We start from the raw sequence: 21,447 nt of genomic DNA, 5'->3' as shown, positions 1-21,447 counted from the left end.
CGTCGGGGAGAGAGGCAGGATCCGATGCTCGTGCCGAGTGCACGCCGGCGAAACCTCGGAAACAGGGGGAGCGGTCAGTCGAATTCGCAGCTCTTCACGCCCTTGACGAACGCGTCCCATTCGCCGGTGGTGAAGACCGGCGCGGGACCGGTTGGATTCTTGCTGTCTCGGACGCCTTTACGACCGCCGGACAATTCGGCAACTTCAACGCAGTTGCCGCCGTCGGGTCCTGATAGGGAGGACTTGCGCCAGACGGCAGTGTTGAGTTCCTGGGTCAACTCGTCCATCGCTGCGTCGTCTCCTTGATCAATTCTAGGGACTCGCGCTGGGACAGTGCTTCGGAACGAATCCCCTCGTATCTGAGCGACGACTCCGGAGCCGAGGGTTCTCGGCGGCGTCGATCTGCCCAGCGTTCGTGAATCCATCTCACGAGCCCGCTCTGAAGTGCGCGAATGGCTCGGTCCTGATCATCCGGTGATCGACGACATCGTACTGGCGACTTCCGGGCTGGTAACAGACTCGATCAAGCATTCCGATTCCAAGGTCGGTGACTTCATCGGTCTCACCCTCAGTGCGACGATGGAAATCGTCTATGTGGAGGTTAATGACCCTGGTTCAATATTTTCAGGACCTCATGTCCGAAAAGAAGCAGATGCTGAAGACGGCCGAGGACTGCTGATCGTCGGTGAGATCTCCCTTGAATGGGGAACCCGCGAGCACGGTCGCAGCCTGGGCCGTACGGTCTGGTGCACCAGCGATTCCACCCGCGCCGGTGCGACGAACGCCCACCCGGCCAACTCCTCGTCCGGTAACCGGATCGCGGCGAGCTCATTCGGGGTAAGTGCCCCGCCGTCGTACATGATGATCACCCAAAGGCGTTACCACTCGCCGCTAAGTCGTGACATGTCAGGCGGGTAGGCCGAGGGTGCGGGCGTGGCAACGCATGGTGTGGTCGAAGGCCGCGGCGCGGTCCAGGATCGCGTTGTTGAACTGGCCGAACAACTCGAAACTGATCCAGCCGAACAGGCCGGTCCAGGCGATCAGGCCGCGGACGATCACGTCGTCGGGGACGCCGGGCATCAGCTCGCGCACGCGTGCGGCGTCCTCGCGGAAGGACGGCGGGACGGGCGGGTGGTCGCCGGGCGGGTTCAGGGCTCCGGCTCGGTGGGCGTCGGAGACGATCCGGCCGTAGACGACGGTGTCGCGGATCGCGGCGGGGACGGTGTCCTGCGGGGCCTGGTAACCGGGGACGGGGGAGCCGTACAGCAGGGCGTACTCGTGCGGGTGGGCCAGTGCCCAGTCCCGTACGGCGTGGCAGACCGCCAACCACCTGCCCGTGTGATCGGTGCGCGGGACGGCCGCGTCGGCGTTCTCCACGGCCTCGCCGAGGGCGTTGTAGCCGTCGATGATCAGGGCCGTGAGCAGGTCGTCCTTGGAGGGGAAGTAGCGGTAGATCGCGGAGGAGGCCATACCCAGCTCGCGGGCGACCGCGCGCAGGGACAGGCCGCTCGCGCCGTCGACGACCAGCTGCTCGCGGGCGACGTCGGTGATCTCGCGGGTCAGCTCGGCCCTGACCCTCTCGCGTGCGGTGCGGCTCGAACTCATGTCGTGACCATATCAGAGCACTGGAAAGAAACGAGAGCACCGCTCTTGACGAGCGGTGCTCTTTAGCGAGAGCATTGCTCTCAGAACGGAACGGCAATCTCTGAGGAGCCTCCATGATCCCCCTGGCCAAGAACGCCAACCTGCTCGTCATGTTCCTGCTGGAACTGGGCGTGCTGGCCTCGGTCGGCTACTGGGGTTTCGTCACCGGCTCGAACTGGCCGGTGAAGCTGCTCCTCGGTCTCGGCGGACCGGCGCTGTTCATCGCGGTCTGGGCGATCTTCGGTGCGGCCAACGGCGCGACGATCCCGCTCACCGGTCTCGCCCGCGCCGTCCTGGAGGTGCTCTGGTTCGGCGGCGGCGCCGCGGCGCTGGTCATGGCCGGCCGCGTCGTCCCCGGGATCGCCTTCGCCGCCGTCTTCGTCGTCAACGCCGCGCTGCGGCTTCTCTGGAACCAGTGAAAGGAAGAACCATCATGGCCAAGCACGTCATCGCGGGAGCCGGTCAGGTCGGCTCCGAGGTCGCCCGGTTGCTGGCCGGACAGGGACACGAGGTGGTCCTGGTCAGCCGCTCGGGCTCGGGACCCGAACTGCCGGGCATCCGCAGGGTCTCCGCCGACGCGAGCGACCGCGCGGGACTGACCGCCCTGACCAGGGGCGCCGCGGTCCTCTACAACTGCGTCAATCCGCCCTACCACCGGTGGGCGCGTGACTGGCCGCCGCTCGCCGCGTCGCTGCTGGGCGCCGCCGAGGCCACCGGCGCCGGATACGTCATCCTCGGCAACCTCTACGTCTACGCCGCGCCCACCGGGCCGATGCGGGAGAGCGACCCGCTGACCCCGCCCAGTGCCAAGGGCGAGGTGCGGGTCCGGATGTGGCAGGAGGCCCTGGCCGCGCACCAGGCGGGCCGGGTCAGGGTGACCGAGGTGCGCGGGTCCGACTACTTCGGCCCCGGCTGCCTGGACCAGTCGCACCTGGGGGAGAGGCTCGTCCCCAAGCTGCTGGCGGGCCGGACCGTCCGCGTCATCGGCGACCCCGCGCAGCCGCACAGCTGGACGTACGTGCCCGATGTCGCGCGGGCCCTGGTCGCGGCGGGCGAGGGCGACCGGGCCTGGGGCCGTGCGTGGCACGTTCCGACGAACGAGCCGATGACGGTGCGCGAGGTCGCCGGGCGGCTGTGCGCGCTCGCCGGAATCCCCGATCCTGGGGTCAGGGCGATGCCCCACTGGCTGCTGCGCGCCGCCGGGACCTTCTCCCCGATGCTCGGTGAGCTGGAGGAGTTGCGCTACCAGTTCGTCCGGCCCTTCGTCCTGGACTCGGCCGACTTCCAGGAGACCTTCGGCATCGCGCCGACCCCGATGGACGAGGCGCTGACCGCGACGATCGCGTGGTGGCGCGACCGCCTGGCCGCGGCGGCATAGGGGTACGGCGTGTGCGTCGGCACGGGGGGCGCGACATACGCTCTCAGCATGAAGATCGCTGTCATCGGCCTCGGGGACATCGCACAGAAGGCCTACCTGCCGGTCCTCGGCGCGACCCCCGGCCTCGACCTGCACCTGTGCACCCGCGACCGTGCCACGCTCGACCGCCTCGGTGACGCCTACCGGGTCGAACGCCGGTTCTCCTCGCTGGACGAGGTGCTCGGCGCGGGGGTCGAGGCGGCCTTCGTGCATGTCGCGACGGAGGCGCACGGAGGGGTCGTCGAGCCGCTGCTGCGGGCCGGCGTCCACGTCTACCTGGACAAGCCGATCGCCTACACCTTCGCCGAGGCCGAGCGCCTGGTGCGGCTCGCGCGGGAGAGCGAGCGGTCGCTGCTCGTCGGTTTCAACCGTCGCAGGGCGCCGTCCTATACCGCTCTGCGCGATCTTCCCCGCGACCTGGTGGTGATACAGAAGCACCGTGCGGGCCTTCCGGACAACCCGCGGACCGTCGTCTACGACGATTTCATTCACGTCGTGGACACGCTCAGGTTCCTGGTGCCGGGCGAGGTCGAGCACACCGTCGTCCGCACCCGGGTCAGGGAGGGATTGCTGGAGCACGTGACGCTGGAGCTCTCCGGGGACGGCTTCACCGCCTTCGGGATCATGAACAGGGTGAGCGGCCTGTCGGAGGAGAGTGTGGAGGTCATGGGCGGCGGCGCCAAGCGCCGGGTGGTCAACCTGGCCGACGTGACCGACCACGCCGGTGCCGAGACCCTGACCAGGCGGGGCGACTGGACCCCGGTCTCCAGGCAGCGGGGCATCGAGCAGGTCTGCCTGGAGTTCCTTGACGCGGTCCGCTCCGGCACCGTCGTCGACGCCGCCGACGCCCTGGCCACCCACGCGATCTGCGAGGAAATCGTCACCGCCGCGGCGCGGTAGCGCGTGACGGGGCGCGGCTCCGGGGTCAGCGTCCGCGCGAGCGGTGCGCCTCGGCGACCCGGCCGACGCCGATCACGTGGGCGGCCTGGCGCAGGGTGATCCCGCATTCGGCCGAGACCGCCGCGACTGTGTCGAACGCGTTCTCCACGAGGCCGCGGAGCCTCGCGTCCACCTCGCGCGCGCTCCAGGAGCGAGCCTGCGCCTCCTGCAGCCACTCCAGGTAGGAGACGATCACACCGCCCGCGTTGGCCAGGATGTCGGGGACCACCGTGACACCCGCGTCGGCGAGGACCCGGTCCGCCCCGGGCGTGGTGGGGCAGCTGGCGCCCTCCACGATCAGGCCGGCCCTGATCCGGGGGGCGTTCTCCTCGGTGATCGCCCCCTCCAGAGCCGCGGGAACGAGCACGTCCACGTCGAGTTCCATCAGGTCGTCGTGGGACAGCGGGTCCGCCTCCGGGTAGCCGCGCACTCCACCGGTCTCCTTCGACCACGCCCGCAGACCGTCGACGTCCAGGCCCGAACGGTTGACCACGGCCCCGGTGCTGTCGGAGACCGCGACCACCAGAGCGCCCGCGTCGGCGAGGTGGCGCGCGGCGGGGGCGCCGACCTTGCCGAAGCCCTGGACCGCGACGGTACGGCCTCCGGGAGAGCCGCGCAGGGCTCTGAGGGTGGCGAACCACACGCCGCGTGAGGTGGCCTCCGCCCGCTCCGCCGCGCCGCCGCAGGTCGCCGATCCGCCGGTCATCACGCCGGGCACCGGGTAGCCCGCGTTAACCGAGTAGGTGTCCATGATCCAGGCCATGGTCCGCCCGTCGGTGCCGACCTCGGGGGCCGGGACGTCCCGCTCGGGGCCGACGATCGGCAGCACCTCGTTGACGTAGCGGCGGGTGACCCGCTCCAGCTCCCGGGTACTCAGCGAGGCGGGGTCCACCGAGAGGCCGCCCTGGGCGCCCCCGTACGGGATGCCGGCCAGTGCGCACTTCCACGTCATCCCCATGGCCAGCGCGGTGACCTCGTGGACGTCGGTGCGGGGGTGGAAACGGATACCGCCCTTCGCCGGGCCACGGGTGATGTTGTGCTGTACTCGGAAACCCTGCACTATGTCCATCCGGCCGTCCTCGCGGCGGACCGGGACCGACACGGTGAGTGAGCGGCGTGGAGTGGCGAGCATGGCGCGCAGGCTGTCGTCCAGATCCAGCCGGTCGGCCGCCTGGTCGAGCTGGAAGAGCGCGGAGTCGAGAGCCTGCCGGCCAGGGCTGACGGGAGCGGTGGTGGCCGGCGTCGTCGACGGCACCGTGAGCGTCCTCAAGGGAAACCTCCGTACGGTGAGCGGAGCGCCTTTGCTCCGCCCGGGGCAGATGGTCACGATCAGAGTAGGTGTGCTTTTTTGCCTGCGGGGACGGGCAGTGTTTCGTTCTCGTGACCGCTCCGAGGCCTGGTCGCGCCACCGCGGCCGGATGGTGCGTTGTTATCTGTCCGCGTCTCTGGGCAATCTCAGGGGAAAGTATGGATCTGGTGGGCTCCGGTAAAGGATTCCCGCCGTCGTGCGGTGACTGAGGGGATGAACGTGCCGGAACTTGTGGTCGGACCGATGCTGCGTTACGTCGATGAGACGAGCGCTTCGGTATGGCTGGAGACGAGCGAGCCGTGCGAGGTGACGGTCGAGGTCGGTGGCGTGAGCTCGCAGGCCCGGACGTTCACGGTCCACGGTCACCACTACGCGATCGTGGACGTGGTGGGCGGCGGGACCTACCAGGTGCGTCTGGGCGCCGAGACCGTGTGGCCGCTGCCCGACCAGCCGCCCAGCCGCATCCGCCTGCTCGGCCCCGACGGGCCGGACCGGGTGATGTTCGGCTCCTGCCGAACCAGCGTGCCGCACGACCCCCTGCACACGATCTCCCACGGGGTGGACGTGCTGCGCGCGTACGGCTGCACCCTGATGGAGGCGCCCGAGGACCGCTGGCCCGACCTGCTGCTGCTCCTGGGCGACCAGGTCTATGCCGACGAGCCCTCCGCCCAGATGCTGGAGTTCATCGGGAACCGCAGGGACAGCGAGCCGAAGAAGGAGATCGCCGACTTCGAGGAGTACGCCGAGCTGTACCGCCTGGCGTGGACCGACCCGGAGATCCGCTGGATCCTCTCCACGGTGCCCAGCGCGATGATCTTCGATGACCACGACCTGCGCGACGACTTCAACACCTCCAGCACCTGGCGCGAGCAGATGGAGCACGTCCCGTGGTGGCGGCAGCGGGTGATCTCCGGGATCGGCGCGTACTGGGTCTACCAGCACCTGGGTAACATGTCGCCGGCGGAGCGCGCCGCCGACGAGCTGCTCAGCAAGGTGTGCGCGGCCGAGGGGGACGGCGGGGAGGTCCTCGACGCGTTCGCCGAGCACGCCTACGACGTACCCGCCGACAGCCGGTGGAGCTACGCCCGCGACCTCGGCGACACCCGCCTGATCATGCTCGACTCCCGCTGCTCCCGCCGGCTCACCCCAGAGGACCGGCGCATGGTCGACCCGGTGGAGTGGGAGTGGCTCACCGAGCAACTCCACAGGGACGGCGCGAAGCGCTACGTGATCGGCTCCTCGGTGCCGTTCCTGCTTCCCGCGGGCATCCATCACATCCAGAACTGGAACGAGGCGCTGGCGCAGGGGGCCTGGGGCGCCAGGGTGGCCCGCTGGTCGGAGGCGCTGCGCCAGGGGCTGGACCTGGAGCACTGGGCCGCCTTCCGGCGCTCCTTCGAGGACCTGTCCAGGCTGCTGGCCGGGCTGGGCAGGCCGGTGATCATACTCTCCGGAGACGTGCACTACTCCTACGTCTCGAAGGCACGCGGGCTCCCCATCTACCAGCTGGTCTGCTCGCCGATCCGCAACCCGCTGAGTCGCACGCTCCGCCTGGCCAACATCGTCGCCCAGTTCGGCGTCGCCAGCCTGATCGGACGCTCGCTCTCCCGCCTGGCCAAGATTCCCAAGGCGCCCTTCGGGTGGCGGATCACCAACGGCCCGTGGTTCTCCAACGCGGTGGCCATGCTGTCCCTGGAGACCACCCCCACGTCGGTTCGCTGGGAAACCGCCACCGGGACCGACGTCTCGGAGATCACCACGGTGGAGCTGGAGGGGATCTAGGAGGCCGGTGTTGAACGGCCGCTTAACGATCATGATGGAGTGTCACGCCCACAGAGCGTCCATTTCGGAGGCGGATTCGGTCTCCACGTGGAGAGTGTGCTCCCGATCCTCGCCGCTCTTGACGGCTTGGTGGAGGGGGCAAGGTTACTTCCGCGAAAAACACCAGCCGCTGGGAGCCGTCCCCTGGTCCCCGGCCGGGGACCAGGGGACGGGCCCGTCAGGGCCGGTGGTTCACTCCGCCAGCTCGGCGAGGACGGCGCCGAGCTGATCGATCGCCCAGACGAGGTCCTCCTCGGAGATCACGATCGGCGGGGCGAGACGGACGGTCGAGCCGTGGGTGTCCTTGGCCAGGACGCCGTGGGCCATCAACGCCTTGGAGACCTCACGCCCGCTGGCCAGAGACGGGTCGATGTCGATGCCCGCCCACAGGCCGCGACCGCGGACGGTGACCACGCCCTGGCCGATCAGGCCGCGCAGCCTCTCGTGCATGACCTCGCCGAGCTCCCTGGCCCGCGCCTGGTACTCGCCGGTGCCGAGCATCTCGATGACCGCGTTCGCGACCGCGCAGGCGAGAGGGTTGCCGCCGAAGGTGGAGCCGTGCTGCCCCGGCCTGATCACACCGAGCACGTCCTCGTTCGCGGTGATCGCCGAGACCGGGACGACGCCGCCGCCCAGGGCCTTGCCCAGCACGTAGATGTCGGGGACGACGCCCTCGTGGTCACAGGCGAAGGTGTCGCCGGTGCGGCCCAGACCCGACTGGATCTCGTCGGCGATCATCAGGATGTTCTCCGCGGTGCACAGCTCGCGGACCTGGGTGAGGTACCCGTCCGGCGGGACCAGCACGCCGGCCTCGCCCTGGATGGGCTCCAGCAGCACCGCGACGGTGTTGGCGTCGATGACCTCGTGGATCGCCTCGACGGAGCCGTACTTCACGACCTTGAAGCCGGGGGTGTACGGGCCGAAGCCGTCGTGGGCGTCGGGGTCGGTGGAGAAGCTGACGATCGTGGTGGTGCGGCCGTGGAAGTTGTCCTCCATCACGATGATGTTGGCCTGCCCGGCGGCCACCCCCTTGACCTCGTAGCCCCACTTGCGGGCCACCTTGATCGCGGTCTCCACGGCCTCGGCGCCGGTGTTCATCGGCAGGACCATGTCCTTGCCGGTGAGGTCGCCCAGCCCGGCGGCGAAGGTGGCGAACTGGTCGTGGAAGAAGGCCCGGCTGGTCAGGGTGAGCCTGGACAGCTGCTCCTGGGCCGCTGAGATGATCTTCGGATTGCCGTGCCCGAAGTTCAGCGAGGAGTAACCGGACAGGCAGTCCAGGAACCGCCTGCCCTCCACGTCGACCACCCAGGCACCCTGTGCCTCGGATATCACGACGGGCAGGGGATGGTAGTTGTGAGCGCTGCGGCGCTCGCTCAGTTCGATGAAGTCGTCCGTGCTGGTCATTCGGTATCCGCCCCTCCTAGGTCCGTGGCCGTTTCGCCCGGCACTATCCCCTGATCTCCAGCGTGCAGCACTTCGGGCCGCCCCCGGCCTTGCGGAGCTCCGACAGGTCCACGGGGATGACCTCGAAGCCCCGGCGCTTGAGCTCCAGCTGGAGGTCGGCGGCCTCGGCATTGATCACCACGTTGGTGCCGTCGCTGACCGCGTTGAGACCCAGCACGGAGGCGTCGTCCTCACTCGCGATGATGGCGTCGGGGAAGAGGCCGCGGAGCACCTCCTGGCTTCCAGGAGAGAAGGCCCCTGGGAAGTATGCCACGTTGTGTCCGTTTAGCGGGAAGAGAGCGGTGTCCAGGTGGTAGAACCGCGGATCCACCAGCTGCAGGGTGACCACCGGCCGGCCGAGGAACTCCTGGGCTTCGGCGTGGGCGGTGATGGCGGTGCGGAAGCCGGTGCCGGCCAGCACCAGGTGGTCGAGGGTCAGGAAGTCCCCCTCGCCCTCGTTGGTGAAGGTCGCCTGGTGGACCCGCTGGTAGCCGTTGTCGACGAACCACCCCAGGTAGGCGGGTCCCTCGGCCGCCCGCTGCGGGTGGGTGAACCGCGCGCCGTACACGCGGCCGCCGACCACCAGCGCCCCGTTGGCGGCGAAGACCATGTCCGGCAGGCCCTCCACCGGGTCGATGAGGCTGACCCGGTGACCCAGGCCCAGGTAGGCACTCCTGAGCGCCTCCCACTGCCTGATCGCCACCTCGCGGTCGGCACCGGCCTCGGGATGCATCCACGGGTTGATCGCGTACTCAACCGCGAAGTGGTCGGGCCGACACATGAGGTAGTGCCTCGTCATGAATAACCCCGTATCGAAGGTCGTGGTGAAATGCCGGCCCAGTGGCGGCGACATCAGCCTAGGAAACGGTGTTCTCGCAGGCCAAGAGCTTGCTCTTGCGTTCTGACGCGGGTTTCTTGCGCGCTTCAGGCAATGAACGGTGATTCGTTGTGTGGGGCGATGAACGGTTCGCCGCGCGAGGTCATCAGCGGTGCCTCGATCAGCCGGGAGAGCACGATGGAACTCTTGGTCCGCACCACGAACGGCTCCGAGGCGATGCGCTCGATCACCCTCTCCACGTGCCGCACATCGGTCGCCCTGATGTGCAATAGCGCGTCGGCCTCGCCGGTGATGGTGCACGCCGAGACCACCTCGGGATGGCGACCGATGGCCACCCCGATCTCCGACGGCGAGGTCTTTCCCGCGCAGAACAGCTCCACGTAGGCCTCGGTGGTCCAGCCGAGCGCCGCGGGCTCCACCCTGGCGGTGAACCCGGTGATGGCGCCGGTCTCGCGCAGCCGGTCCACCCGGCGTTTCACCGCCGACGCCGACAGGCCCACCCGCTGTCCGATCTCCGCGTATGTGGCTCGGGCGTCCTCGACGAGCGCCCCGATGATGTCGCGATCCAGCCTGTCCAGTTCCACGCTGACCTGTATATCGCTTCGGGTCCGTCCAGGCTCACGGCGAGCGGTCCGTCCGCGCTCGCGGGCGGCGGTCCGCCCGTGTTCGGCGGCGGCCGGGGGCGCCCCGTGGTGAATCCGTGTCGCCGTGCGCCTGACCGTCCAGTCAGGTGATGAACGGAAAAGCCGCCGGACAGCTGACCTGTCCGGCGGCATCCGCGATGGGGGAGATCTCAGGTCAGGTCTGCTCGGCCTCGCCGGTGGCCTGCTCCTGGGCCTCCTCGGGAGAGGCCTCCAGGTCGTCGCCCGCCTGGGCGAGCGCCGTCTGCTTGTCCAGGCCGACCCAGCTCGTCACGCTCTCGACGGCGAACAGCACACCGAGGTAGACGGTGAGGGCGGCCAGCACCCAGGTCAGCACGCCCAGCGCGGCACCGGCGCCGATCAGCAGCAGCCTGAGCTCCCAGCCCAGGCCGGCGCGGAAGACCCAGGGGGCCGGCCAGATGCTCTGCCGCGTCCGGTACACCGTGTCGTAGGTGTGGTAGCCGATCACGTAGATCAGCACGTACAGCAGCCACTTGGGCGCGTCGGCCGCCAGGCCGATCAGGATGATCGTGAGGAACTCGGCCCCGCGGATCAGCGGCGGCGCCAGCCAGTCGAGCTTGCCGAGATGGTCACGGGCCGCGGTGGGCAGCACCAGGACGATCATGATCAGCACCGGGACGAGCAGGATCGGCCCGTCCACCAGCATCCCGGTCACCGCCATCGCGATGATCGCCAGCAGTGCGGCGAGCGTGGCGGGCACCGGGGGCAGCCCGGGGCCGACCTTGTCACGCAGCAGCGTCACCAGCGGGCCGTCGTCGCGGTAGGCGAGCAACCGTGCGGTCTGGACGCGCAGCCGCTCCTCGTACGGGTCCGGAGCGGGGACGGTCTGTGGCTGGGTGATCATGCGAGAGACCTCATCAGGCGTCCGGTGAGCGAGTAGGCGGCGCCGATGCCACCCCAGATGATCAGTGTCAGGAAGGTGATCCTGGCGTCGAACAGGGCGCTGACGATCGCGATGGCGGCGAAGCGCTCACCGATGGGGAACACGATCATCTTGCGGGCCCAGTGCACGGCCCGGAACCTGCCGGCCCTGCCCCACATCTTCAGCAGGTTGCGGATCCCGCCGGCCTGGGCGACCCTGCGCTGCTCCAGCGCCTGGCGAAGACCGGTGTCCGCGCTGACCGACAGCGGGACCGAGGGCAGCGGCGACGGGGGCTTGCGCCGGTTCGCCGCGCCGTAGGAGAAGTCGAGCAGGTGCTTGATGGACTGCACACCGAGCGCGATCAGCGCCAGCGTCCACACGTCGCCCACACCTGAGACCGCCGCGCCGACCGCCAGACCGGCGAAGACCACGTACTCCTTGAACCGGTCGAAGGTCGCGTCCAGCCACGCCCCGAGCACGCCGAACTTGCGGGCGTACCGCGCCACCTGGCCGTCCACGCAGTCGAACACGAACGCGAAGTAGATCAGCACACCGCCCGCGACCATCCCGGCCCGCTCGCCGGTGGCGAAGCAGAGCGCCGCGGCCACACCCAGCGCGATCGAGATCAGCGTGACCTGGTTGGGGGTCAGCCCCCGCCTGGCCGCCCAGCGGGCGATGAACCGGGAGTAGGTGCTGACGAAGTAGGTGGTGAAGAAACCGTCGGCGCCCTTCACCGCGTTGTTCAGCCTGGCCCGGTCCTCGTTGAACGTGGACATCTCGGCCACGGCCTCGGTGGCCTGCTCGGCAGTGGACACCCGGCGGAAGAACAGGTCCCGACGGCCGCGGACGCCGACCGAGACGCCCTTGCGGACCAGGCACAGGACCAGCAACTGGACCAGGTCGTCGTCGGGGCCCAGCAGGTGGGCCAGGTCGGCCAGCTCGCGGGCGGCCTCGGCGAGGACGGGAGCGTGCTTGTGGTGCAGGTGCAGCGGGCCGAGCAGGACCGCGTTGGGCCTGGTCACCGCGTGGAAGGCCGAGCCCACCGAGATCACGCGGGACTTGCGGGCCCGCACCCGGACGGGCAGGCCCTCCAGCGTCCGGTCGCCGATCTCCGGCGACGCCTCCTCGATCGGGACGTCGGGGACGATGGCGTCGCCGTTCTCGTCCTCCTCCCGCGGCTCCCTGACGATCAGCGCGAGCGCTCCGCGCTTCGACTTGGTGATCTGGTAGATCAGCTCGTCGTGGATCAGCGAGTTGGCGGGCAGGATGAGCAGGTTCTCGGTGGAGTCCTCGACCGCGTCGGCCAGGGCGCGCAGATCGCCGGCCAGGTCGGAGGTCTCGACGAGCCTGCCGGGGAAACCGCGGTAGGCGGCGGCCTCGCTCGATCGGGCGATCGTCACCGGCTCGGAGTCGAGCGAGGCGAGCTGGCCGTGCAGCTTGCCGATCACCGTGGGGCAGCCGGCGAGCGCGGGCAGGGTCAACGCGGCGGGCGGCGTCGCCTGGCCGGTAGCGGCATCGGGGCCGGGCGATGAGCCCAGCAGGACCACGCGGGGCATGGCACCCTTTCGTGCGGAGACGGGTGTGAGGCGGTGTAGCGGAGGATACGTTGCGTCGGAGGCCAAAGTTTAGTGAGTTTTGGGCGAACAACACGCACCAGTGATCTATCCGTGTCGTTTGATCATGGTTGCACCTCTGCCAAGTGAACCGTCCCACGCCCCCAGCACACTGTCACTACACTGTGCGGGTGAGTCTGTACCGTGATGACGGCATCGTGCTGCGCACCCACAAGCTGGGCGAGGCCGATCGCATCGTCACGGTCCTGACCCGGCGGATGGGCAAGATCCGGGGGGTCGCCAAGGGCGTCCGGCGCACCACATCACGATTTGGCAGCCGGCTGGAACCGTTCACCCATGTCGATCTCCAGCTGCACACCGGACGCACCCTCGACGTGATCACCCAGGCCGAGACCATCCAGTCGTACGGCCGGCCGCTCGTCGCGGACTACCCGCGCTACACGGCGGGAACCGCGATGCTGGAGACCGCCGACCGTCTGATCATGGGAGAGAAGGAGCCGGCCCTCCGCCAGTTCCTGCTACTGGTCGGCGGCCTGCGCACGCTCGGTTCCGGCGCCCACGAGGCCAGGCTGGTCCTGGACGCCTACTTCCTGCGCTCTCTCGCGGTCGCCGGTTACGCCCCCGCCCTGGAGGCCTGCGCCCGCTGCAAGGCGGTCTCGGTGCGGGCCTTCGCCATCGTGGCCGGCGGCGTGGTGTGCGGGGCCTGCCGCCCCGCGGGCGCGGCGGTCCCCGAGGGGGAGACCCTGGCCCTGATGGTCGCGCTCCTCAAGGGGGACTGGCCCACCGCCGACGCCTCGGGGGCCAGGCACCGGGCCGAGTGCAGCGGCCTGGTCGCCGCGTACCTCCAATGGCACCTCGAACACGGCATACGCTCTCTTCGACACGTAGAAAGGGAGCCCGCCACGTGAACGTCCGCCCGCCCGTCCCGCACCCCTCCGGCGCGACCCCGCCCGCGATCCCGCGCGGCCTCGTGCCACGGCATGTGGCGATCGTGATGGACGGCAACGGCCGGTGGGCCAAGCAGCGTGGCCTGCCCCGTACCGAGGGGCACAAGGCGGGCGAGGCGTCGCTCTTCGACGTGATCGAGGGGGCGATCGAGCTCGGCATCCCCTACCTGTCGGCCTACGCCTTCTCCACGGAGAACTGGAAGCGCTCCCCTGACGAGGTCCGTTTCCTGATGGGTTTCAACCGCGACGTCATCCGCCGCCGCAGGGACCAGCTCCACGCGATGGGCGTGCGGGTCCGCTGGGCGGGCCGCCCCGGACGGCTGTGGCGGAGCGTCATCCAGGAACTGCGCGACGCCGAGCGGATGACCGAGGGCAACTCCACGCTGACCCTGCAGTTCTGCGTCAACTACGGCGGCCGTGCCGAGATCGTGGACGCAGCCCTGCGCCTGGCGCAGGACATCGCCGAGGGGAAGGTCAAGCCGGGCAGGGTGAAGGAGGAGACCTTCGCCCGCTACCTGGACGAGCCGCAGATCCCCGACGTCGACCTGTTCGTGCGCTCCTCCGGCGAGCAGCGCATCTCCAACTTCCTGATCTGGCAGACGGCGTACGCCGAGATGGTCTTCCTCAACCGCCTCTGGCCCGACTTCGACCGCCGTGATCTGTGGGAGGCCTGCGAGACGTACGCCAAGCGCGACAGGAGGTACGGCGGAGCCGTGCCGAACACGGTCGCGGAATAACGGCGTGTCCCGGGCGCCCTCGACGTGCCGAGAGGTGCGCCCGGCCGAACGCGGAGGGTGACGTCAGGCCCGGCGTCGCGCGCGGTAGGCGGCCACATGCATCCGGTTCCCGCAGGTGCGGCTGTCACAGTAGACCCGCGAGCGGTTGCGGGACTCGTCCACGAAGACATGGTCGCAGTCCGGCGCCGAGCAGGTACGCAGGCGCTCCCACTCGTCCTCGACGAGCAGGTGGGCCAGGGCGACCCCGATGTCGGCCGCCAGGTGCTCGTGGAGTGAGGCGTCCGGCGCGAAGTAGTGGACGTGCAGGGGGTGGCCATCGTGCTCCGCCAGGCGCGGGGTGATGCGGGTCCCGCTCAGCAAGGTGTTCAGCCGGATGACCGCGGTGGGCTGGTCCGGGGCGGTGAAGACCTTGTGGAAGGCCTCGCGCAGGGCGCGCACCTGGGCCAGGTCGGTGGCGTCCAGTTCACCGATCCCGCTGACCTCCCAGCGTGCCACGAAGTCGCCGAGTTCCCGCAGGTCGGTAAGGGTGTCCTCGCCTCCGGTGGAGGGGGAGGTGTTGACCAGGTCGACCGCGGTGGCGAGTGAGTGCACCATGTCATGTCCGAATGGCATGTTGACTCCTGTAGAGAGCGGTTACAGCGTGGGCTCGCGGTGGCTTGCCGTGTCGGAAGCGTATCTCTCCGGTGGACCTTCGTGTCTTCTCTCTCGCACTCACATCGCGATGGCATGCCATGTGAGCGCCCGGCGGGCGTGATCTTCAGCGGCGCCGCGTCGGTGCGCCCCGCCGCGTTCGCGATGTCGCCCGGATCGGCTGCCCGGGACCCGGCCCGCCAGGGATCCCGGCGGGCTCAGGCGCGACTCGGCGTACGGGCCGGTCTGGCGGCCGTGGAGCAGACGGCGCAGGTCCCGAAGACCTCCACGGTATGGGTGATCTCGGTGAACCCGTGCTCGGAGCCGATGGCCTCGGCCCAGCGTTCCACCGCGGGTCCGGCCACCTCCACCGTACGGCCGCAGGTGCGGCAGACCAGGTGGTGGTGGTGGTCGCCGCTGGCGCACGCCCGGTAGACCGACTCGCCGTCGTCGGTTCTCAGCACGTCGACGTGACCGGTGTCGGCGAGCGCCTGGAGCGCCCGGTAGACGGTGGTCAGTCCGATCTTGGCGCCTTCCGCGCGCATCTCCGCGTAGACGTCCTGCGCGCTGCGGAAACCCTCGCTCTGACGGAGGACCGCGTGGACGGCATCACGCCTGTTGCTCATGGGGTGGACTCCTGAGGTCGACTTCGGCGTATGAATCTACCGAGCCCGAGGGCGAGGACGAACCCCGTGAGAGCAACGATCACGATGACCGCGCCCGGCGGGACCTCGACGTAGAAGGATGAGGTCAGGCCGCCGACCGTGGAAATCATCCCGAAAAGCATGGAGAGCAGCATCGTGCTCGTGAAACCCCGGGTGAGCTGCTGGCTGGTCGCCACCGGCACCACCATCAGCGCGCTGACCAGCAGCAGTCCCACCACGCGCATGGCGATGACCACGGTCAGCGCGGCGGTCACGGCGATCAGCAGGCTGAGGAAGCGGACCGGCAGGCCGCTGGCCCTGGCGACCTCCTCGTCCTGGGAGAGCACGTAGAGCTCCCGCCCGAAGACGACCAGCACGCCGAGGACCGCCGCCGCCAGCAGACCGATCACCCACACGTCCTCGACGGGAACGCTGCTGATCGAGCCGAACAGGTAGGACGTCAAGGTGGCGTTGCTACCGCCAGGGGCCAGCGAGATGAGCAGTACGCCTCCGGCGATGCCACCGTAGAACAGCAGCGCGAGTGCCACGTCACCGCTGGTCCTGCCGCGCGCGCGGACCAGTTCGATGGCCACGGCGCCGAGCACGGAGACCAGCACGGCGGTCAGCACCGGGGCGGTCCCGGTCAGGAAGCCCAGGGCCACGCCGGTCAGCGCGACGTGCCCGATGCCGTCGCCCAGCAGGGCCAGGCGGCGCTGGACCATGAACGTGCCGATGGCGGGCGCGACCAGGCCGACGAGGAGGGCGGCGATCAGCGCCCGCCGCATGAAGTCGAACTGCAGAAGCTCGATCACGAGATGGGTCTCCAGTCGAGCGGGCTCACCGGCTCCTCCTCGGCGTGCGGGTGTACGTGGTCGTGGCCGGGCAGCGCGTGGGTGCCGACGGCGTGGGGCGGCGGGCCGTCGTGGCAGACGTACCCGTCCCGCAGGACCACCGCGCGGGTGATCAGAGGTTCCAGCGGGCCGAGCTCGTGCGCGACCAGCAGGACCGTCTTGCCCTGCTCCACGAGTACGGACAGGGTCTCGGCGAGGAGCTTCTGGCTCTCGGAGTCGACGCCGGCGGTGGGTTCGTCCATGACGAAGGTGTCCGGTTCTCCGGCGAGGGCGCGGGCGATCAGCACCCGCTGCTGCTGGCCGCCGGACAGGGCCTGCACCGGGTCGGAGGCGCGATGGGCCAGGCCGACGGCGGCCAGCGCCCGGCCTGTCGCCTCCCGGTCGGCCGCGCTGGTCGGCCGCAGGCGCCGCTGCCTGGCGATCCGTCCAGAGGCGACGATCTCGCGGATCGTGGTCGGCACGCCGCCGCCCACCGAGAGCCGCTGGGGCACGTAGCCGATCCGCCACCACTCGCGGAACCGGGCGGGGGGCCTGTCGTACAGGAGGGTCTCGCCGCCGGACAGGGGGATGAGGCCGAGCAGGGCGCGGATGAGGGTGGACTTCCCCGACCCGTTCGCGCCGAGCACGGCCACCGCCTCACCGGGTTCGACGGACAGGTCGATCCCGCGGAGCACCGGGCGGCGGTCCAGGTTGACCCGGCCGCCGCTCATGGTGAAAACCGTTTTGCTGGATGTCACGTGTGGCCCTTACGAGCAGCTGAGCGCAGATTGGAGGACTTCAAGGTTCCGGCGCATGGCAGACGGGTAGTCGCCGTTCGCCGGCTGGCTTTCGACCGGGTCGAGGACCGCGGTCTTCGCACCGACCTCCTGGGCGAGAACTTCGGCGACCTTGGGGCTGACGAGGGTCTCGGTGAAAATCGTAGTCACTTTCTCCTGCTTGGCCACTTTTGCCACTTCAGCGAGGCGGGCGGGAGAGGGCTCGGCCTCGGGATCGATTCCGCTGATGCCGATCTGGTGGAGCCGGTAGCGGTTGGCGAGATAACCGAACGCGGCGTGGCTGGTGACGATCGCGCGTGAGGAGCAGGTGGCCAGGCCCTTGGCCAGCTCGCCGTCCAGGGCGGTGAGGCCGGCCGCGGCTTCGGCGGCCCGCTCCCGGTAACCCTGCGCGTGCGCGGGGTCGGCGGCGGCGAGTCTTTCGCCGAGCCGGGTGGCGACCGTCGCGAAGCGGGCCGGGTCGAGCCAGAGATGGGGGTCGTAGCCGATCTCGTCGTGGCCGTGTCCCTCCTCGCCTTCGTGGCCCTCCTCCCCGGCCGGGGGCAGGGTCGGGACCGAGGTGGCCACCTCGAAGCTCCGGTCGGCGGCGTGCTGTTCGACCGCCTCGTCCACGGCGGGCTGGATGCCCTTGATGTAGACGACCAGTCTCGTCTCCTGCAACCCGGCGACCTGGAGCGGAGAGAGCTCCAGGTCGTGTGGCTCGACGCCGGGCTTGGTCAGGCCGGTGACCGTCACGTCGGGGCCGCCGACCTGCTCGGCGAGCCACTGCAGGGGATACATCGCCGCGGTGACGACGGGCTTCCCCGCTGCGGAGACGCCTGACGCCCCCCCGGGCGCTTCACCGGCCGAGCCGATTTCGGCACCGCAGGCGGCGGTGGCGGCGGTGGCGACAAGGGCGGTAGCCGCGACCAGGCTCGCGTTACGTATACGGATACGTCGGGAGGACTCGGACATCATGTCATCCAGTATGCGCGCAAATGAAAATGGTTGTCAAAATCATCTGCGGGCTCGATGATCGTCGGCCCCGCGGACGGGGGCCTCCGCGTCAGCCCGGCCGCCCCCGGCGCGACGGCGTACGGTCACCGCGAGGCCCGGGGGCGCGATGCGGGTGGCGAGGGCCGGGCGACGTCAGAAGGCGCCGAAGCGGTCGGCGGCGAGCAGGATCAGGAAGGTGAGCAGCACGACGCGGAGCAGGCGGCCCCCGGCCCCCAGGGACGGCCACGACATGTAGGCGAGCCAGCCGACGAACCCGATCACCGGAAGCACGGCGACGCCACCCCAGAAGGAGGCCACCGCGAAGCCGATCAACAGGAGGATCACCAGCAGCACCGGGGCGATCCAGCGGGGGAGCTGGAACAGGAAGACGAGCGGGGCCGCGCTGCGCCGCTCGGCCTCGCGCCGCAGCCCGGTCGCCCCCGGCGTGAAGAACTGCTCGCCCGCGGGCAGCGGACGCCCGCCTCGCGGGCGTCGGGGCTGTGCCAGCGGATGTGCGGGGCGTTTCCCGTGCTTGTCGGCCACAGGCCGAGCCTAACGCCACGGCCCCCGCCGTGACACGCCCCGATGCCCGCTACGACACCGCGGCTCGTGCCCCGCCGGTACGGGGCCGGAGGCGGGCTCTGGCATGCTGGGCGGATGCTCGCTCTCATCCGTTATTCGGTGCCGCCCGGCCAGACCGAGGAGTTCCTGGCCCGGGCCCACGAGATCGTCGACACGCTGGCCGGGCAGCCGGGTTACCTGCGCGGCAGGGTGTCCAGATCGGTGGACGAGCCGGAGCTGTGGGCGCTGGTCAGCGAGTGGGAGGGCGCCGGGTTCTACCGCAGGGCGCTGGGCGCGGCGCGGATGGCGATGTATCCGCTGATGACACTCATGATCAACGAGCCGAGCGCGTTCGAGGACGTCGACCGTCCCTGAGATTCCGCGGAAGCTTTGCCGGAGTGAGGCGGGCGTCATGGTTTATCCGCACGTCCCGCGGGTCCGTCTCCCCTAAGCTGGATGTTCAATCAATTCCTCGCCGACCTCCAGCCGGATGGAGATTTTCCCTTATGGCACGCCGTACGGACATCATGGACACCATCGTCAGCCTCGCCAAGCGGCGCGGTCTTGTGTACCCCTCCAGCGAGATCTACGGCGGCCTGCGCGCGTCGTGGGACTACGGTCCACTGGGCGTGGAGCTCAAGAACAACGTGAAGCGGCAGTGGTGGAAGACCGTGGTGCAGGGCCGTGACGACGTGGTCGGTCTCGACTCCTGTGTGATTCTGGCCCGTGAGGTGTGGCAGGCCAGCGGCCACGTGGACACCTTCACCGACCCGCTGACCGAGTGCCAGGCGTGTCACAAGCGCTACCGCGCCGACCACCTCGAAGAGGCGTACCAGGAGAAACACGGGAAGGAGCCCGTCAACGGCCTGGCCGACATCACCTGCCCCAACTGCGGCAACAAGGGCTCCTTCACCCAGCCCAAGCAGTTCAGCGGCCTGCTGAAGACCTACCTCGGCGCGGTCGAGGACGAGTCGGGCCTCGCCTACCTGCGGCCGGAGACCGCCCAGGGCATCTTCATCAACTACCTCAACGTGCAGCAGTCGGCGCGCAGGAAGATCCCGTTCGGTATCGGCCAGATCGGCAAGTCGTTCCGCAACGAGATCACCCCGGGCAACTTCATCTTCCGCACCCGTGAGTTCGAGCAGATGGAGATGGAGTTCTTCGTCAAGCCGGGCAGTGACGAGGAGTGGCACCAGTACTGGATCGACGAGCGCTTCCGCTGGTACACCGACCTGGGCATCAACCCCGAGAACCTGCGTATCTACGAGCACCCGCAGGAGAAGCTGTCGCACTACTCCAAGCGGACCGTCGACATCGAGTACCGCTTCAACTTCACCGGCAGTGAGTGGGGCGAGCTGGAGGGCATCGCCAACCGCACGGACTTCGACCTGACCGCGCACGGCAAGGCCTCCGGCACCGACCTCAGCTTCTTCGAGCAGGACACCGGCGAGCGCTACGTCCCGTACGTGATCGAGCCGGCCGCCGGTGTCGACCGCGCCACGCTCACCTTCCTGATCGACGCCTACACCGAGGACGAGGCGCCCAACGCCAAGGGCGTCATGGAGAAGCGCACGGTCATGCGGCTCGACCACCGGCTCGCGCCGGTCAAGGTCGCGGTGCTCCCGCTGTCGCGCAACGCCGATCTGTCGCCCAAGGCCAAGGACCTGGCCGCCCAGCTCCGTCGCCGGTGGAACGTCGAGTTCGACGACGCGGGCGCGATCGGCCGCCGCTACCGCCGTCAGGACGAGATCGGCACGCCGTTCTGCATCACCGTCGACTTCGACACCCTCGACGACCAGGCGGTGACCATCCGCGAGCGTGACTCGATGGCCCAGAAGCGGGTGGCCCTCGACCAGGTCGAGTCCTACCTCCGCCAGCACCTCAACGACTGAGGAAAGGCCCGCCCCGCGACGACAGGGGAGCGACGGGGGGCGGGGACGGCGGGGGCAGCCGGGTTTCGGGCCGTGCACGATCTAGGTTCGTACCATGCGACTGCTCGTTGTCGAGGATGAGAGAGACCTGGTCGAAGCCCTGCGGGTGGGGTTCGTCCGGGCTGGTTACGCGGTCTGCGTCGCCCGGGACACGGCGCAGGCCGCGGAGAGGTTGCAGGCCGACCCGTACGACGTGGTCCTGCTCGACCTCGACCTGTCCGGCCGTGACGGCTTCGAGCTGTGCCGCGCGCTGCGGAGGACCGCCCACGGCCGGACCGCGCGGATCATCATGGTGACCGCGCGGGACCGGCTGGACGACCGGCTTCTGGGGCTGGCCGAGGGGCCCGACGACTACCTGGTCAAACCGTTCGCCTTTCCCGAACTGCTGGCCAGGGTGCGCGCGCTGCCGCACCGGGAGCAGGGCGACGACACCGCGATCCTGCAGGTGGGGGACCTGCGGCTGGACGTCTCCAGGGCCGAGGCCCGGGCGCGGGGACGGGAGCTGGGGCTCACCCCGAAGGAGTTCGGCGTGCTGCGCCACCTGATGGTCCACCGCGGGCAGGTGGTCTCGGCTGAGGAACTGCTCGAACACGTCTGGGGCGAGCGCGCCGTCCCCTTCACCAACACCGTGCGGGTGACGGTGGGCAACCTACGGCGCAAGCTCGGCGCCGAGGGCGTGATCGAGACCGTGATCAGTAGGGGGTACCGGCTGCGGGAGGGTTCCTGAGGCCGTTCCCCGCACCCGATGAAAAGCCCGATCCGTATCGCGCCGTGCGATGCCTGGCCGGTCGCCGGGCCCGCTGTGAACGGCGTTGAATGCCGGGAAGATTGATTACCCCAATTGGTATAAACCAATTCCCAAAGTGATCAATAACCGCGTGTATTTGATCCA

The 21,447-nt window shown here is 69.5% G+C and carries 24 protein-coding genes; 10 read left to right on the top strand and 14 right to left on the bottom strand.

The window, feature by feature from the left end; genetic code table 11:
* Positions 1-74 precede the first annotated feature (74 nt).
* Positions 75-287 carry a DUF397 domain-containing protein gene (locus IG98_RS48275; protein ID WP_084195047.1) on the bottom strand — a complete coding sequence of 71 codons (213 nt, stop codon included), beginning with the start codon at positions 285-287 and terminating at the stop codon, positions 75-77.
* 187 nt (positions 288-474) lie between these two features.
* On the opposite strand from IG98_RS48275, the gene IG98_RS50025 reads away from it, so the two are divergent.
* Entirely contained in the window at positions 475-918 is a 444-nt protein-coding gene (locus IG98_RS50025; RefSeq protein ID WP_157594090.1) for an ATP-binding protein, read from the top strand.
* On the opposite strand, the gene IG98_RS0100415 is transcribed toward IG98_RS50025, so the two are convergent.
* Positions 907-1,605 (bottom strand): TetR/AcrR family transcriptional regulator, encoded by a 699-nt coding sequence (locus tag IG98_RS0100415; protein ID WP_030903923.1) that lies wholly within the window; start codon positions 1,603-1,605, stop codon positions 907-909. The two genes, IG98_RS50025 and IG98_RS0100415, sit on opposite strands and share 12 nt — an antisense overlap.
* Before the next feature lie 113 nt (positions 1,606-1,718).
* Between IG98_RS0100415 and IG98_RS0100410 the strand changes: the two genes are divergently transcribed.
* Genes IG98_RS0100410 through IG98_RS0100400 form a run of 3 tightly spaced genes read left to right on the top strand, consistent with a single transcriptional unit; the run spans position 1,719 to position 3,961 of the window.
* Entirely contained in the window at positions 1,719-2,063 is a 345-nt protein-coding gene (locus IG98_RS0100410; protein ID WP_030903921.1) for a YrdB family protein, read from the top strand.
* Positions 2,064-2,077: 14 nt separating this feature from the next.
* A complete protein-coding gene (locus IG98_RS0100405; protein ID WP_030903919.1) occupies positions 2,078-3,022 on the top strand; it encodes an NAD-dependent epimerase/dehydratase family protein in 945 nt (314 codons plus the stop codon).
* Between the two features lie 48 nt (positions 3,023-3,070).
* On the top strand, positions 3,071-3,961 hold the full coding sequence (locus tag IG98_RS0100400) for a Gfo/Idh/MocA family protein (protein ID WP_030903916.1): 891 nt from the start codon (positions 3,071-3,073) through the stop codon (positions 3,959-3,961).
* Positions 3,962-3,986: 25 nt separating this feature from the next.
* Here IG98_RS0100400 and IG98_RS0100395 read toward each other — a convergent pair whose 3' ends face one another.
* Complete coding sequence (locus IG98_RS0100395; protein ID WP_030903914.1) at positions 3,987-5,270, bottom strand: Glu/Leu/Phe/Val family dehydrogenase; 1,284 nt, start codon at positions 5,268-5,270, stop codon at positions 3,987-3,989.
* Between the two features lie 258 nt (positions 5,271-5,528).
* Between IG98_RS0100395 and IG98_RS0100390 the strand changes: the two genes are divergently transcribed.
* Positions 5,529-7,088 (top strand): alkaline phosphatase D family protein, encoded by a 1,560-nt coding sequence (locus IG98_RS0100390; RefSeq protein ID WP_063766148.1) that lies wholly within the window; start codon positions 5,529-5,531, stop codon positions 7,086-7,088.
* A gap of 231 nt (positions 7,089-7,319) precedes the next feature.
* Here the strand turns inward: IG98_RS0100390 and rocD are convergent, their stop codons facing one another.
* The 5 genes from rocD to IG98_RS54140 form a co-directional block, all read right to left on the bottom strand.
* The gene (rocD, locus tag IG98_RS0100385; RefSeq protein WP_030903909.1) at positions 7,320-8,531 is read right to left on the bottom strand and encodes an ornithine--oxo-acid transaminase; all 1,212 of its coding nucleotides are present in this window, start codon (positions 8,529-8,531) and stop codon (positions 7,320-7,322) included.
* Positions 8,532-8,574: 43 nt separating this feature from the next.
* Positions 8,575-9,369 (bottom strand): dimethylargininase, encoded by a 795-nt coding sequence (gene ddaH / locus IG98_RS0100380; protein ID WP_030903907.1) that lies wholly within the window; start codon positions 9,367-9,369, stop codon positions 8,575-8,577.
* Between the two features lie 125 nt (positions 9,370-9,494).
* On the bottom strand, positions 9,495-9,992 hold the full coding sequence (locus IG98_RS0100375) for an Lrp/AsnC family transcriptional regulator (RefSeq protein ID WP_030903905.1): 498 nt from the start codon (positions 9,990-9,992) through the stop codon (positions 9,495-9,497).
* Positions 9,993-10,206: 214 nt separating this feature from the next.
* On the bottom strand, positions 10,207-10,914 hold the full coding sequence (locus IG98_RS54145) for a DUF5941 domain-containing protein (RefSeq protein ID WP_030903903.1): 708 nt from the start codon (positions 10,912-10,914) through the stop codon (positions 10,207-10,209).
* The gene (locus tag IG98_RS54140; protein ID WP_030903901.1) at positions 10,911-12,488 is read right to left on the bottom strand and encodes a CDP-alcohol phosphatidyltransferase family protein; all 1,578 of its coding nucleotides are present in this window, start codon (positions 12,486-12,488) and stop codon (positions 10,911-10,913) included. The genes IG98_RS54145 and IG98_RS54140 overlap by 4 nt, the downstream gene beginning before the upstream one ends.
* A 188-nt stretch (positions 12,489-12,676) precedes the next feature.
* On the opposite strand from IG98_RS54140, the gene recO reads away from it, so the two are divergent.
* Complete coding sequence (gene recO / locus IG98_RS0100360) at positions 12,677-13,414, top strand: DNA repair protein RecO (protein WP_030903898.1); 738 nt, start codon at positions 12,677-12,679, stop codon at positions 13,412-13,414.
* Positions 13,411-14,190: an isoprenyl transferase gene (locus IG98_RS0100355; RefSeq protein WP_030903895.1), complete on the top strand. Its 780-nt coding sequence runs from the start codon at positions 13,411-13,413 to the stop codon at positions 14,188-14,190. The genes recO and IG98_RS0100355 overlap by 4 nt, the downstream gene beginning before the upstream one ends.
* Before the next feature lie 63 nt (positions 14,191-14,253).
* Here IG98_RS0100355 and IG98_RS0100350 read toward each other — a convergent pair whose 3' ends face one another.
* From IG98_RS0100350 to IG98_RS0100325, 6 genes are all read right to left on the bottom strand, one after another.
* A complete protein-coding gene (locus IG98_RS0100350) occupies positions 14,254-14,802 on the bottom strand; it encodes a CGNR zinc finger domain-containing protein (RefSeq protein WP_030903893.1) in 549 nt (182 codons plus the stop codon).
* 236 nt (positions 14,803-15,038) lie between these two features.
* Positions 15,039-15,446, bottom strand: a complete 408-nt coding sequence (locus IG98_RS0100345; RefSeq protein WP_030903889.1) for a Fur family transcriptional regulator — start codon at positions 15,444-15,446, stop codon at positions 15,039-15,041.
* Entirely contained in the window at positions 15,443-16,276 is an 834-nt protein-coding gene (locus IG98_RS0100340) for a metal ABC transporter permease (RefSeq protein ID WP_030903887.1), read from the bottom strand. Before IG98_RS0100340 ends, IG98_RS0100345 begins: the two co-directional genes overlap by 4 nt.
* A complete protein-coding gene (locus tag IG98_RS0100335) occupies positions 16,273-17,025 on the bottom strand; it encodes a metal ABC transporter ATP-binding protein (protein WP_051751290.1) in 753 nt (250 codons plus the stop codon). The genes IG98_RS0100340 and IG98_RS0100335 overlap by 4 nt, the downstream gene beginning before the upstream one ends.
* A gap of 36 nt (positions 17,026-17,061) precedes the next feature.
* Positions 17,062-18,045: a metal ABC transporter substrate-binding protein gene (locus IG98_RS0100330; RefSeq protein WP_030903883.1), complete on the bottom strand. Its 984-nt coding sequence runs from the start codon at positions 18,043-18,045 to the stop codon at positions 17,062-17,064.
* 171 nt (positions 18,046-18,216) lie between these two features.
* Positions 18,217-18,606 (bottom strand): DUF6703 family protein, encoded by a 390-nt coding sequence (locus IG98_RS0100325; protein WP_030903880.1) that lies wholly within the window; start codon positions 18,604-18,606, stop codon positions 18,217-18,219.
* 114 nt (positions 18,607-18,720) lie between these two features.
* Here IG98_RS0100325 and IG98_RS0100320 point away from each other — a divergent pair, with 114 nt between their 5' ends.
* The 3 genes from IG98_RS0100320 (at position 18,721) to IG98_RS0100310 (ending at position 21,282) form a co-directional block, all read left to right on the top strand.
* The gene (locus IG98_RS0100320) at positions 18,721-18,999 is read left to right on the top strand and encodes an antibiotic biosynthesis monooxygenase family protein (RefSeq protein WP_030903876.1); all 279 of its coding nucleotides are present in this window, start codon (positions 18,721-18,723) and stop codon (positions 18,997-18,999) included.
* Between the two features lie 131 nt (positions 19,000-19,130).
* Positions 19,131-20,516: a glycine--tRNA ligase gene (locus IG98_RS0100315; protein ID WP_030903874.1), complete on the top strand. Its 1,386-nt coding sequence runs from the start codon at positions 19,131-19,133 to the stop codon at positions 20,514-20,516.
* Positions 20,517-20,610: 94 nt separating this feature from the next.
* Complete coding sequence (locus IG98_RS0100310; protein WP_030903872.1) at positions 20,611-21,282, top strand: response regulator transcription factor; 672 nt, start codon at positions 20,611-20,613, stop codon at positions 21,280-21,282.
* The last annotated feature ends 165 nt before the right edge of the window (positions 21,283-21,447 follow it).

This window comes from Streptosporangium amethystogenes (assembly GCF_000721075.1).
Taxonomy (GTDB): Bacteria; Actinomycetota; Actinomycetes; order Streptosporangiales; family Streptosporangiaceae; genus Streptosporangium; species Streptosporangium amethystogenes.
Note: the sequence above shows the minus strand (reverse complement) of the source record. Positions and strands in the feature narration are given on the sequence as shown.

What these genes read in the sequence shown, in the direction of transcription:
- IG98_RS0100320 (WP_030903876.1), top strand. Translation starts at nt 18,721, where the DNA reads ATGCTCGCTCTCATCCGTTATTCGGTGCCGCCCGGCCAGACCGAGGAG.
- IG98_RS0100405 (WP_030903919.1), top strand. Translation starts at nt 2,078, where the DNA reads ATGGCCAAGCACGTCATCGCGGGAGCCGGTCAGGTCGGCTCCGAGGTC.
- IG98_RS0100310 (WP_030903872.1), top strand. Translation starts at nt 20,611, where the DNA reads ATGCGACTGCTCGTTGTCGAGGATGAGAGAGACCTGGTCGAAGCCCTG.
- IG98_RS0100335 (WP_051751290.1), bottom strand. Translation starts at nt 17,025, where the DNA reads ATGAGCGGCGGCCGGGTCAACCTGGACCGCCGCCCGGTGCTCCGCGGG.
- IG98_RS48275 (WP_084195047.1), bottom strand. Translation starts at nt 287, where the DNA reads ATGGACGAGTTGACCCAGGAACTCAACACTGCCGTCTGGCGCAAGTCC.
- IG98_RS54140 (WP_030903901.1), bottom strand. Translation starts at nt 12,488, where the DNA reads ATGCCCCGCGTGGTCCTGCTGGGCTCATCGCCCGGCCCCGATGCCGCT.
- IG98_RS0100350 (WP_030903893.1), bottom strand. Translation starts at nt 14,802, where the DNA reads ATGCCATTCGGACATGACATGGTGCACTCACTCGCCACCGCGGTCGAC.
- IG98_RS0100345 (WP_030903889.1), bottom strand. Translation starts at nt 15,446, where the DNA reads ATGAGCAACAGGCGTGATGCCGTCCACGCGGTCCTCCGTCAGAGCGAG.
- IG98_RS0100400 (WP_030903916.1), top strand. Translation starts at nt 3,071, where the DNA reads ATGAAGATCGCTGTCATCGGCCTCGGGGACATCGCACAGAAGGCCTAC.
- IG98_RS0100330 (WP_030903883.1), bottom strand. Translation starts at nt 18,045, where the DNA reads ATGATGTCCGAGTCCTCCCGACGTATCCGTATACGTAACGCGAGCCTG.
- rocD (WP_030903909.1), bottom strand. Translation starts at nt 8,531, where the DNA reads ATGACCAGCACGGACGACTTCATCGAACTGAGCGAGCGCCGCAGCGCT.
- ddaH (WP_030903907.1), bottom strand. Translation starts at nt 9,369, where the DNA reads ATGACGAGGCACTACCTCATGTGTCGGCCCGACCACTTCGCGGTTGAG.
- IG98_RS54145 (WP_030903903.1), bottom strand. Translation starts at nt 10,914, where the DNA reads ATGATCACCCAGCCACAGACCGTCCCCGCTCCGGACCCGTACGAGGAG.
- IG98_RS0100410 (WP_030903921.1), top strand. Translation starts at nt 1,719, where the DNA reads ATGATCCCCCTGGCCAAGAACGCCAACCTGCTCGTCATGTTCCTGCTG.
- IG98_RS0100315 (WP_030903874.1), top strand. Translation starts at nt 19,131, where the DNA reads ATGGCACGCCGTACGGACATCATGGACACCATCGTCAGCCTCGCCAAG.
- IG98_RS0100415 (WP_030903923.1), bottom strand. Translation starts at nt 1,605, where the DNA reads ATGAGTTCGAGCCGCACCGCACGCGAGAGGGTCAGGGCCGAGCTGACC.